Below are 11644 nucleotides of genomic sequence, written 5' to 3' on the forward strand. Positions count from 1 at the left end.
TCATGCCCATTATACATTTGAGGCTATTAGGCGCCAGAACGAAGTTGTTGTTTGGCTACCATTAACAGTGATCTTTTGTTTTGAAGATGATTCTTCAATGTTAAGAGCAGTTGAATTGGATTTTAGATATTTACCAAACTGGGCATTCCATGACGTTGAAGGAGTTATTCCACGATTTTGGTGAAATCCTCCCATGTATGCCTCAATAATTTCAATTGTACTTACTTCAATTTTACCTTTCGAACGAAAGTTGTCTAAAACTGAATTAAGGCTATCTCTAGCAATAGAAATACTTTCCTTCATATAATTCCTTGGCTGACGCCTAATACTAAGAGGGTAGGCCTAAAAAACTTGTAACGCCTTATTTTTTAAATACACTGTAACATTACTTAAATTTGGTCAAGCTTGATATGTTGTGTGAGTCTAATTTCACGTTCATAGAACGTTTTGGGGTATAATTTTCTTCGCCTACACGTAGCCTCATTCTATTTTGACGTATAAGCATTAAAAATCCTCCGTTTAGGCTAACTGTACAACACTCCCATATACCTTCTAGTTAACCGTGCAACGGCCCCACATGCCCCCTCCAGCCCAATAAAACAGACTGCATACGAGCAATTAAGCCTTCATTTTGTTCACTAAACACCAAAAATTGGGCTTTGGCAGTTCCTATCGTGCAACCGTCCCATATGTTTAAGCAGTAATCGTGCAGCAAACCAATATGCTCAAAACTTAAGCGTGCAACGTTCCCATATATGCTTGAGTAGTTGCGTTACATGTCACACTTAATATTCGTGACATGTAACGCTACCTAAAAAATTATTAAAAACCATTAACATACCAATTCAAAACTGCACCGACCTAATCTCACTCGGGATATTCACATCTAACTCTAGATATAAGGTATTTGTCCAAAACGGGCAGTTTGACGTGCCATGTTTAGTGTATTACCGCAGCAAAATAACTCTGCAATCAACAACGCTAAGAGGTTTTTATGAAGCTAAATGGTATTGAAGTGCTAACACCTGCTGCGGCACATGAACAACAAGAGCTTTGGGTAGTCAGGTTAGATCCGCCCGCTCAACCCGGCAATCGGGGGCCAGATGGTGACTTGCTCTGGCCGGAGGTTTTGCTGTGCAAAAACAGAAAAGATGCACAGGAATTAGCTGAATTTCTAAGCAAAGCTGCGCTTGATGACTTATCCGCTTTCATGGCCGCAGAGATTGAAGATTTAACATTAGGCCTTCCGGATACAGACCAATATATCGTTGCTCTCTGTAAAAGTATCGATAGGTACAGATATGCCTGGTTAATAGAGCCTAGCATCAAAAGTATTCAGCAAATCGAAGTACTAAAGGAGGCCTTTCATCATGAGAAGTAAGCATTTATTGGGTGTGGTTGCTTTTACGTTGGTTGCTTACTCTAGTAACTTACTTGCTCAGGAGAGCGCAACCGTAGGGCAGAAATCAACGCAAGAAAAACGTACACAGAAAGAAACAGCAATCAACGATGAAACCAGCATGGAATTACAACGACAAAAGGGCGAAGAACAACGCAATGGTGAGGAAACACGGGATACCACTTCAACCTCGGTACGTGATTCGGACGAAACATCATCTCGGCGTCAGAATCAAATAACTAACCGTGTGGCGGTTAAAACAGCGCCTCTTGCAATGCTCAATGAACTGTTTACATACATAGAGAAAGGTCATTCTGCGAAAGGGCGAACGGCAAATGTACTCAAACATTGTGCGCTCATTACAAAACCCAAAGCTCCACAATTTCCAGATCTAGAACCTAAGCCCCTGGTTACCAGCGTTCAGGCTTGCATGGCGTGGAACAAAGAAAAAACTATAGGGCAGTGCCAAGTTGAGTTGCACCAAGCAAACTTCAATTGGGCGACCACAGGTATGCCATCGTTTATTAGGATTCCATCAGACAGACTCGTTGAAGATGGCATGTGTTGGGCACTTTACGGACTTGTTGCCGAAGCGACTCTTGAAGATATATCCAATGGGATTCCACTCAACGGAAATAATATTTCTGGCATCAAATTAGCCCTAGCAAACGCGATGGGCAAACAATTGGTGAGAAATGACCTGCCAGATAAAGCCAAAAAGATTGTGGAAAGGCAATTTGGGCAGAACTGTGTAATACCTACAAGTCGCGGTTATCGCTATGAAGGAAAATACGAGTGGTCCTGCGGCTCATTTTCTGTTGATCCAAAAAACATCTCGGCATCAATTGGTGAGTTCACTCTGTTTGGGAAAGGAAACTCTCTATTTGGTGAGACCTGGGAGATGGAAACGTCACAAAGCCAGGACACGCTCTTTTCAGTATCGACTAATAGAGCAAACTCAAAAGAGGCATCAACGTCTGACGCTCAATATGCAAGCACAGACAACCGTTCATCTAAATCACGAAACCTGTCAATGAGAACGTCAGAGCGCTTACAAACAGAAGAAGCATCCAACCTCAGCAACTCAACAGAAGCAAGTTTTACAGTATCTCAGCCAGGCATCAAAGGAGGTAACTAACAATGAAATCTGTACTTTATGGCATCATCATTGCCAGTCCAATCACAGCGATTATCATCTATTTTACCTTATCCGGCAGACAGGAAGTTCTTATCCAACAGAAAACACATGAAGTTCAACAACAAATCCGTTCAGAAGAATTTCAGCGTGATTTTTCTAAAGCATGGACTGAATTTGACCAGTTCAATGAGCATGACAAAGCAGCTCTTTCGGTTGAGGATGCTGAACGTGATGAGCGAATCAAGCAGCTCAAAAAACTTCGCTCTCAGTTGGAAGCATCTGATAGCCAATCAATGAATAGCCTTGAAGCTGACCTAGCTGAAATGCGAAAAGCTTTAAAGGAAGCCGAACAAAAAAGATAGCCAATCAGTTGCAAGCCACATTCATCTAAGGATATAAACTGAATGTAGCTATTATTTGATTACAATCCAGAGCATGACTTTTGCTAGTTTACACGGCAATGTCAGAGCTTGAGCTGAATAAATTTGTGCCATTAACAGACATAATAGCATTGTCAAATTGATGGTCTGCATTTGCATCTTAAGTAGAATAGCACAACAAAAATTCTCTCATTTTTCCAATATGCTCTTTATTTTTGGAGGTTTTATATCTGTATCTATTGGATACCACCTATTTGTTTAGCTGTCATTCCATTTTCAGAAGGTTCTAATTTCCAGAGTCTTACATCGATGCCATCATTGTTCAACTTCCGCATCAAGAAGCGCGCTTGTTGGGCATCGTGTGTGGTTAAAACTACTTGGAAGTTAAGCTCAGAAATGAAGTCACGCAAAACGTCGAATACCGAAGAGGCGTGAACCAGGTCATGATGCTGAGTGGGGTCATCTAGTAGTAATGCTTTCCAAGGTGACCATTGATGGACTGTGGCCATCGAGAGCATAAACGACAATTGTAAGTCTGTCATTTGAGCCTGACTTGCTATATCAGCTACTCCAACAAGCTCATTACCAAGAGATACTTGAATTGAGGCATGGTCCTTTGTGCGGCTTTTGTAGTAATTCAAGTTTGTTCCAGAGAAACGGGGCTCTTGAACAATACGTCGCAATATTGCCTGCCAGTATGGGACAACGTCTGAAATTTTGTCTCGTATTATTTCTATACCGCTGGTCAAATGCGCGTGAAATTCATCCAGTGCATTTTTGCGTTGACTAGCCAGTGCATGCTCTTCCTGAGGTTTCTTTAACGCCTCCATCAAAATCCGAGCATGAACATCTTCAGAGTTCTCGCCTCTTGCCGCATCAACTTCCTGCTGTGCGGACACTAAAGAGTTAGCCTGAGCGATACGGTTGAGCTCCATCTCAATATCGCTGAGCTTTGAGCGTGCAGCCTCAGCTCTGGCTTTATCCTGCAGCACCTTTTCTTTAGCGGTTTCCAACTGTTCACTCGACGGGGGTATAAGCATCTCCGTAACAGATACCCACTGGGTCCGTTGTGCCTCGAGGCGACCTTGGTCTAAATCAACCTGCTGTTTAATTCGAGTTATCGTAGCATCGATGTCAAGAAGCGCTCTGGCTGTAGCAGATTTCTTGGCTTGAACTTCTTCAATCCCTGCAGCACTCAATCGTATTTCCTCGTCAAGAGACTTTAAAGTTTGCTCGACCTGTTCAAAAGTGGCGTCCTTGACTACCAGCGGGTCAAGTGTATTCAGTGCAGCGATAGTGTCTTTAATTTCTTCTTCCATTCGCTTCAAAGTTTCTTCACATTCCGCCAAATCCCTTTTTGCGGAGTTAAAACTTGTAGTCAGCTGAGTCATAATATCGACACTAACCGGCGGCTCTTGTGTAGCACGTTTGGTATCAAGCTCTGCGCCTTCGTCGTCTACTTCCTTTTGTAAAGCATCAAGTCGACCTCGCGCTTCTTCTAGCTCAAACCCAATAAGAAGGCTGTTTGCCCGGGCTGTCTTAACTTCCGAATTAATGCTGGCAATCGTTTCATTCAAGCGAACCTGAGTCGTTTGGGCTTCGTTGAGTTCAGTTTTTGTTTCCTGCTGTGCCTTTTGCGCCGTTTCTAATTTTTCAGCCGCCAAACGAAGAACAGCCGTTGCTTCGATAAGACGGGGGTCGATTGCCTGAAGAGCGGTCGAAATTCTATTACGTAACTTCTGTTCGCCATGTGCTTCCAAACAAACAGGGCAGGTATCAGTTCCAACCGGCAGTTTCTCAGCAACAGTTGAAACCGCAGCACGAATTGCTCCGACAGCATCTTGATAGGCTGACACCACCGACGTTGCAGATTGATGCACCGCATTAGCGCTTTCCACTTCTGCAACTGCATTACGAAGTTTCTCACCCAGCGTGTCAATTTTAGCGCTAACGGTCCTGAGTTTTTGCTCCTCTACCCGCTTCCGCGACTCTGCATCTTTCCAGTGTGCGTAAGACTGCCTCGCCGTTGCGAGAGCGTCACGCTTCAGCATGATAGTTCCAGCCAAGGCATTCAGCATGGCAATAGTATCTTCTGCTGTTAGTGCTGTCGTATAGACTTGCTGAACTGTTTCGAAGACTTCCTTCTTCTGCTCACGTGAACGAAGGCACTCATCTCTCAGTTGTCGTTGTGTTGCAAGTTGAACTGTTGTCTTTTCATAGGTTCGCCTACGATCAAGCTCAAGTCTTATCTTTGCTGATTTTGCGATTAGCTGGCGGTGGTTGTTATCAGCAGATTCTATTAGCTCGCTCAATACTTTTCCTTGAGCCAGATATTCACCCTGAGTCGATTTGACCGTCTGTAACTCCTTCTGAAGACGGTCCAACGACTCTGAAATCTCTCCGTAGGTTACTGGGACCAAAACCAATCCTGCAAGATTGTTAAGGTTTGCATCAATCGAAGCCAGGTTCTGACTGTTGACAGTATTGGCAATTGCCCAATGTTCACGAATCGCTGCGATACTTTTTAGTTCTTGAAGAACAGTTGGATTTGTTATTTGCTTCAAGCTTTCAGATAATACTGATAGAGGAATCAAGGGCTTGCTTAAATCGGTTCGGGCGCTGTCGCGCACCCTCAGTAATGCATTCCAATCGTCCAGCTGTTGCTGCCTGGATGTGATAACAGCGCTCAATTCATTAATTCGTCGAGAGACTGCAGGCTTCAACCGAGCCACAGTAGCGCTGATCTGAGACGCTTGCCGTCCCAGCGGTAACATTGAGAGCTGCCCACCAGCCTCGACACTCCCTTGCTGGCAGAACCAATCCGTGTCACGTTGGTCAAGTAGATGCGTGAGTCGCAGCAGAAAAGGAATTTCGTCAGGGGATATGTCATTGAAGATTTCGTCTAGTCTTCCCTCATTGATAACGCTGACTCTGTCTTTTGTAACTGACACTTCGCGCTGCCAATCGCCAAAATCAATCTGGACGGAAGCTTCGTTTCCGCCTTCGCGAATAAGAGGGGCCCATCGACCAGCAACTCGCTTAACGTCGGACGTCAGCGCTAGTTCAATGGCCTCTAGCACAGCAGTCTTGCCTGAACCGTTCGGTGCAATCAAGATAGTTGCCCCGGCCCCAAATTTAATCTCAACATCGGTACCGAAACGACGAATATTGTTGAGGACTAATGATTTCAGTTTGATAGGTTCAATTGTATCCATTACAGGTCCATCTCGGGTGCAACGTTTTCGATAATGTCAGGCACCAAGTCTTTACCTGTCTTATCACTAAGGAAGGTTTTTAACCATCGATCCTGCAAAGTGTTCGTGAGCCAAGCATGCTTAGTTTGGGTCGCCAGAAATGCAGCAGTAACAGGATCAACAATTGTGGCGCCAGTCTCACTAGTGGATAGCGATCCCAAAAATGTCCTGTCGAGCAGTAACGGCATTTCATTGATAGAGCTAGCCACATATTTGCGACAAAATTGTTCATCTGCTTCCAAGCGAGAAAGATTGTGTTGACTGAACCCCTCTGCGAGCAAAATGAGATAAAGATCCGAGGTCTCTGGTTCCGGCAACATGTCACGAACTTGAGCAGTCCACCGTGCGACAAGATTCCAGTCTTCAATTTTGTCGATGGCGGCCAGCAATATAGTACGGCCACTAGTATTAGGCTTTGCGGTCCGCCGTACTTTCAGCGCATTAATGTCAGTTAGTGATGGCTCTGCAAGAACAGCAAGTGACTCGTCCACAGATACATCAAACCTGTTTTGCGTCCGACTCTTGATTAGAGCTTCAATGTTACGAGTTTTCATCATTTTATGAGCTCTGTTTTCATAATATTTGCTTCTTTAGCAAGGCCTCTCAATTGGAGCTCAGGCTCTAAAAGCTCTGCCACCTTTTTAATAGTTCCGCTTCTTACAGCTGCTTGGAACTGCCTCGAGTTTGTGACCGCAAGCATTGCACGTCTCGATGCGCCAAAGCTGTCCTGTGAAGATCTATCTGAAGCGATTGTAAATCGATTTAATTCACTGTGAGAAGAACGAGATTCAGAAACTAGAATAATGTTAGCAACCTCTTTTCCTAAAAAATCTTCAACATCAGTGTCATCGTCACCGTCGACTAAAGCCCTCGTAACCCGATGCGGAGAAGCAGGCCCTCCCCAGTATTTTAGCGCGATAACTCGAATATCATTACCTGATAACAACGACGCAACATCTGCGTCTCGTTTAAGAGCTACAGCAGTAATCATCAACATCATCAATCCGGATGAGAGTAAATCAACTGTTCGAGGGCCAACACGCATAATGCCTAACGTGCCAAGCCCCTCACTAGCAGGATTTAGCATGCGACTTAGGAGCTCATTGGCCTTAGAGAGATCAGCATCGAGCACCTGATAGATTGTTCGCCAAAGTCTATCGACTCCAACTTGTAAATCGCCGAACTGAAGACCTCGAATCGCTCCACTGACATTGCTCTTAGTGAGCTCCCAAATAACTTTCCCCATGGCAGAGTCGAAGTTGTCGCATTCGAGATTAGTGTCTACAAGCAGTAACTGGCGAGAATCGACACAGTACGATGTTTCCTTTGCTTCGACCCATGGCAGATTAGAAAAATCATCCGAAGTAACTCCAAGCGTATTAGTTAGAGCGCCTCTAATCGCAGCGTTCCAAGAACTTAATTCGGATATGCTCGCGCGACTCTGTCCGCGTAAATGAAGTGCGAGCCTTATCAATCTGGGAGCAAGAGGCTCTTTCGACAGCTTTTGTTGATCGAACTTCACACTAAGCTTGAATCTCTTCTCAGATTGGGTGGTGTCTTTCCAAAAGATTGGGACGGTTTGCATTGGCTCTTCAATTCCATTCGCATGACCCGTAGCACAACCTGAAATGCCCCAAGTAAACGATGTATCTTCCAACGCGTATTGCGTCCAGAGCGCAGCCTCTGGTCGAAGATATTGACTAATCAAAGTAAATACTTGCCGAGGTGTTGCAGCACCTGCATCAGTGACGTTGTACTCCAGATCTTGCAACATCATTTTCCATGCATCGGATGCAGGGGAGAAGTATCTATCTAAAAGGGACATCGAAGACTGCTCAATCTCGTGCTCGAGAGATTTAATTTCGATTTTCAAATTACGTAGAGTTCTATGAATATGCGGCCAGTCAGTGAAGCCACACCAAGTTGTAAGCCAATCAAATATGTTTGCTGTAGCCACATTTGTTTGCGCGTGCGCTTCCAAACCGACCGGAGTAGTAGTGCTGTTGTTACACATTACACAAAAATCTTCGAAGTTTCGTATGCTAAATTCGTTCTTAATTCTTACTTGTCGATCAGGAACTAGCATAGAAAAGGTTCTTTCCTTGCCATCGGGCGCTGTCGTATGTAAAAACCATGCTCCCAAGGCTTTGATCGACTCATCGAAGGCACTCAAATCCGGTAGCACCGTTATCGAAGGGGGCGTTGTGACCAAGGTTACCGTAGCCGGTACCTTCTTTTTTGGAACCTTAGCTGCGCGTTTCGCCTTCTCACTACTAAAATCTGTGAGTTGACGCTTGACCTGTGTGTGATGAAAAGAGCCATCACTTAGTTCCTGAACAATGTCATCCCAATCAGGTACAGCACCTTGCTCACATCCAAGCCATTTAGGTGCCAACCGCCCTTCGAGATAAGCCACAACCATGGTCGACATCATCTGAGCACAAACTAAGTAAGCGTATCTGTCGGCTTTTAGTAGTCTAAGTTTTTTCTGCATACAGTCACATTACAATTTATTAAGTATTGTCTAATGGTTGCTACTTGATAGTAGCGGAATTTTAAAAGGCCCCTAAACTGACAGCACCATCAAATAGTGCCATAAAAAAGTCTTCTTGGGCATGCAATATAATGCAGTCTTGGATAAAAAACTAAAAAATCCGTTACTTAGGTGTATTTTGATATCATCTGATGCCTAACTAGGTGATTACAGCTCGAAATCATGAATGCTCTTTTTCTGCGGTCTATCAAGTTGGATCTGAACAGCTTCTCTAATTATTCCGCTTATCAGGTTGAATGCTGACTGATCCACAGAACTTATGTTTTTATCAATTATCGTTAATATATGCCTTGTAAGCTTCCCAGTATGAGTCCCTATCCAATATTACGTCTCTGATAAACTCAGGATATAGCTTAAGTGCGGAACAATAGGACTCCCAGTATATACCTTTGATTCCACTTGGATCTTCTGGCACACCATTCTTCACTATCTCCAATGCTTGTTCTTCTGAAAAAGTGGATCTGTGCCTTTCTAATTTTTCAACGTCGGTAGCGATCACACGGCAATTTTCTACTAATTTTATAAATGGCTGTAAGGTCATGCATATTGGCTCGAACTGGTTCCAGCGCAATATTTCAATTCGTCCATCACGATTTTTAATAAAGCGACTAACATCTAGTTCAAACATGCCTCGTTCTGCGCCCGATTCAATTGGCGGAGGTTTATACCCTAAAGCTTGTTCCCTCCATTTGATATAATCGTCCTTACACTCACTGTAACTGAACTGTTTACTGCGCCTTATTTTTAAACACAAATCTATATCACCAAATGCCTCTCCACCTCTAGCCAAACTGCTAACTAATGCGACCTCCTCTATTTCATAGCAGAAAGAGTAAAGCTCATTCCAATCTTTGAATCGCCACTATTTCACTAGACAACTTTTAGCCTTACTAAAATCCCTTTTAAGTTCTTGTAAGCAAATGCTTTGCTTATCTTAGTGCTATAGTTTTTTGGCACGGCAATCCTCGGACTTATACCTATATAGAATCATTTTTACTCGAACATACACCAAGGTCTGGTTAATTTTAAGCCACTATAAATAGCAAAAAAGGCAGGTAACCTGCCTTTTTTAAAAAATTAAAATTTGGAGTAACTCTTATTTTGCCTCATCCGGCTTAAGCGCTACTAGTTCCTCTAAAGGGCTTGGTCCTGTCTGGTAATGAAATACCACGGAGTTATTATAACGGGCACCAGACAAATCCAAGTCCAATCCAACTTGGCTTTCCCCTGTTGCATCCTCCAAGCAACGTCGAGATTCCCCATCAAGAGCAGCCATATATTTCTGTTCATTACTTTGAGGACCGAGCGCCATGGTAATGAGGCAATCTTTGCCATGCTCAATCTTGTAAGTGACATCAATAGTGTCACCACTTGCTGGGATCTTAAAAATAGTTAGTGAGGTCCTATAGATTTCTGGTTTAGTCGCACACCCGGCCAAACAAAGCAGAGTTGTAGTAGTCAATAACAAAATTGCTTTTTTCATTTCAGTTTCCTCAATTGCTTAAAAATATTAATTAACGAGAAATAGACTTGTTTTTGTCTCGATCTATTTTGGGCTCGTTGCTTAGTTGATTTTGGTTTTCTATTGCGGAGTGACGTACTTTCTCTCTCACTTGAGCTTGAGCTATAGCTTTATGATGTTCTGGTTGAGGTTGATATTGGCTATAGTCTTTTCTAGCAGACTGGGATAGCTTGTTATAGGTGCTAACAATCAGCCTGTCGGCTTCTTTCTGTTGACCACCTTGTTCTAATTGCTTGGCATTAGTGATGGCTTCAGACATAAGTCCATGTCGCTGTTCTGTTTTGACCTCAAATTGAAGGCGTGATAACTCAACACCAAGGGCTTTTGTCATTTTCCCAATATCTTTTTTTAGTTCCTGTGCAGATTGTTGCTGCTTTGTCTTGTCTGACTCAAAAAAGATTTTCTGAATAGCCTTTGCCGCCATCCAAACCAAAGCACCTGCGGCCTCGGTAAAAATATCATTCTCTAAATATCCCCGCTGATAGTTAGAAAGTGTTTTAGAGAGCCAGTTATCTTGAGTTGGTTTCTCGTGCCCCATGCTTTCAACTTGCTTTATTAGCAACTGAACCGAATCAACAATTTTCATCTGCTGCTCAGATAGCTGTCGATACTGCTCATTCATATGAGCATAATCAAAAATGCTGGTTTTCATCTGCTCATCTTTAATAGGATGACTATTCATACTTTGCACAATTAACTTAGCCGCTGATTCAAGTTCCCCAACCAACTTGTTGGGGTCAGAGCCATCAGCTTTGCTAAGTTCTTGATAGAGCGCCGCAACTTTCGCTTTTTCGTTCAATTCCATTCCAATTACCTCTTAATGACGATGTTTTACATGTAGGTTTCCGTTAATCCACTCTGCGCTAATGAAATTATTGGCTTCGAGAATGTGTTCAAAATGGCTAGCTGACACCTCGATGTCTGAATGAAAGCACTCGATGTCAGCTTGATAACTCCGCATTTCAGTCACAAGGTTGGATAGTTGAGAGTAAAGATCAGGCTTGGGCTCTCTTCTGAAAATCTTTCTGAAAATACTGATAATCATTGAGTGCCCCCTTGATACCAAGAAGCAATAGGTTCGAAGTGATCTCCCCACTCCATGATCTTCAAAAAATCATCGCTATTATCGACTCTGGCAAGTCCACAATATGTTTTTGTGTATCGACCATCGACACACTTCAATACCGTGGAGTGAAGAGGTTCACCGGATTCTGTTCTTGCAGCGGTTACACCTCGTCTTTGATGAATATGAGCGTCATTTATTGGAAGTACTAATCCGTTAACTTGAATATCTGCCGCCATAGTGTCCTCATTTATCTATACTCTCTTTGAGCTAATATTTTCTCAGGTGAGCAAGCGTTAGATGGCATGCCAAAGTGCCCAATTTGGACAAAAAG

Annotated in this window: 11 protein-coding genes; 3 read left to right on the forward strand and 8 right to left on the reverse strand. The window is 43.3% G+C overall.

Annotated features, from left to right (window positions below; translation table 11 throughout):
- Positions 1-9 precede the first annotated feature (9 nt).
- Entirely contained in the window at positions 10-303 is a 294-nt protein-coding gene (locus tag GWI56_RS17545; RefSeq protein WP_198573636.1) for a hypothetical protein, read from the reverse strand.
- A gap of 691 nt (positions 304-994) precedes the next feature.
- Between GWI56_RS17545 and GWI56_RS17550 the strand changes: the two genes are divergently transcribed.
- The 3 genes from GWI56_RS17550 to GWI56_RS17560 are packed head-to-tail and all read left to right on the forward strand — an operon-like array spanning position 995 to position 2899.
- Entirely contained in the window at positions 995-1381 is a 387-nt protein-coding gene (locus tag GWI56_RS17550) for a hypothetical protein (RefSeq protein WP_198573637.1), read from the forward strand.
- On the forward strand, positions 1371-2537 hold the full coding sequence (locus tag GWI56_RS17555) for a hypothetical protein (RefSeq protein ID WP_198573638.1): 1167 nt from the start codon (positions 1371-1373) through the stop codon (positions 2535-2537). The genes GWI56_RS17550 and GWI56_RS17555 overlap by 11 nt, the downstream gene beginning before the upstream one ends.
- 2 nt (positions 2538-2539) lie before the next feature.
- Complete coding sequence (locus GWI56_RS17560; RefSeq protein WP_198573639.1) at positions 2540-2899, forward strand: hypothetical protein; 360 nt, start codon at positions 2540-2542, stop codon at positions 2897-2899.
- Positions 2900-3153: 254 nt separating this feature from the next.
- Here GWI56_RS17560 and GWI56_RS17565 read toward each other — a convergent pair whose 3' ends face one another.
- The 7 genes from GWI56_RS17565 to GWI56_RS17595 all read right to left on the reverse strand — a co-directional run bounded on the left by GWI56_RS17565 (position 3154) and on the right by GWI56_RS17595 (position 11549).
- A complete protein-coding gene (locus tag GWI56_RS17565; RefSeq protein ID WP_198573640.1) occupies positions 3154-6132 on the reverse strand; it encodes an AAA family ATPase in 2979 nt (992 codons plus the stop codon).
- Entirely contained in the window at positions 6132-6728 is a 597-nt protein-coding gene (locus GWI56_RS17570; protein WP_198573641.1) for an ABC-three component system middle component 1, read from the reverse strand. Before GWI56_RS17570 ends, GWI56_RS17565 begins: the two co-directional genes overlap by 1 nt.
- The gene (locus GWI56_RS17575) at positions 6725-8665 is read right to left on the reverse strand and encodes an ABC-three component system protein (RefSeq protein ID WP_198573642.1); all 1941 of its coding nucleotides are present in this window, start codon (positions 8663-8665) and stop codon (positions 6725-6727) included. Before GWI56_RS17575 ends, GWI56_RS17570 begins: the two co-directional genes overlap by 4 nt.
- A gap of 328 nt (positions 8666-8993) precedes the next feature.
- Entirely contained in the window at positions 8994-9353 is a 360-nt protein-coding gene (locus GWI56_RS17580; protein WP_198573643.1) for a hypothetical protein, read from the reverse strand.
- A gap of 468 nt (positions 9354-9821) precedes the next feature.
- The gene (locus GWI56_RS17585; protein ID WP_198573644.1) at positions 9822-10208 is read right to left on the reverse strand and encodes a hypothetical protein; all 387 of its coding nucleotides are present in this window, start codon (positions 10206-10208) and stop codon (positions 9822-9824) included.
- A gap of 31 nt (positions 10209-10239) precedes the next feature.
- On the reverse strand, positions 10240-11052 hold the full coding sequence (locus GWI56_RS17590) for a hypothetical protein (RefSeq protein WP_198573645.1): 813 nt from the start codon (positions 11050-11052) through the stop codon (positions 10240-10242).
- 236 nt (positions 11053-11288) lie between these two features.
- Positions 11289-11549, reverse strand: coding sequence for a hypothetical protein (locus tag GWI56_RS17595; protein ID WP_198573646.1), 261 nt, complete (start codon positions 11547-11549; stop codon positions 11289-11291).
- Between the last annotated feature and the right edge of the window lie 95 nt (positions 11550-11644).

This window comes from Shewanella sp. DW31 (assembly GCF_015767295.1).
GTDB classification, from domain to species: domain Bacteria; phylum Pseudomonadota; class Gammaproteobacteria; order Enterobacterales; family Shewanellaceae; genus Shewanella; species Shewanella oncorhynchi.

Coding starts and splice junctions, on each gene's coding strand:
- GWI56_RS17545 (WP_198573636.1), bottom strand. CDS start 303: ATGAAGGAAAGTATTTCTATTGCTAGAGATAGCCTTAATTCAGTTTTA.
- GWI56_RS17550 (WP_198573637.1), top strand. CDS start 995: ATGAAGCTAAATGGTATTGAAGTGCTAACACCTGCTGCGGCACATGAA.
- GWI56_RS17555 (WP_198573638.1), top strand. CDS start 1,371: ATGAGAAGTAAGCATTTATTGGGTGTGGTTGCTTTTACGTTGGTTGCT.
- GWI56_RS17560 (WP_198573639.1), top strand. CDS start 2,540: ATGAAATCTGTACTTTATGGCATCATCATTGCCAGTCCAATCACAGCG.
- GWI56_RS17565 (WP_198573640.1), bottom strand. CDS start 6,132: ATGGATACAATTGAACCTATCAAACTGAAATCATTAGTCCTCAACAAT.
- GWI56_RS17570 (WP_198573641.1), bottom strand. CDS start 6,728: ATGATGAAAACTCGTAACATTGAAGCTCTAATCAAGAGTCGGACGCAA.
- GWI56_RS17575 (WP_198573642.1), bottom strand. CDS start 8,665: ATGCAGAAAAAACTTAGACTACTAAAAGCCGACAGATACGCTTACTTA.
- GWI56_RS17580 (WP_198573643.1), bottom strand. CDS start 9,353: ATGTTTGAACTAGATGTTAGTCGCTTTATTAAAAATCGTGATGGACGA.
- GWI56_RS17585 (WP_198573644.1), bottom strand. CDS start 10,208: ATGAAAAAAGCAATTTTGTTATTGACTACTACAACTCTGCTTTGTTTG.
- GWI56_RS17590 (WP_198573645.1), bottom strand. CDS start 11,052: ATGGAATTGAACGAAAAAGCGAAAGTTGCGGCGCTCTATCAAGAACTT.
- GWI56_RS17595 (WP_198573646.1), bottom strand. CDS start 11,549: ATGGCGGCAGATATTCAAGTTAACGGATTAGTACTTCCAATAAATGAC.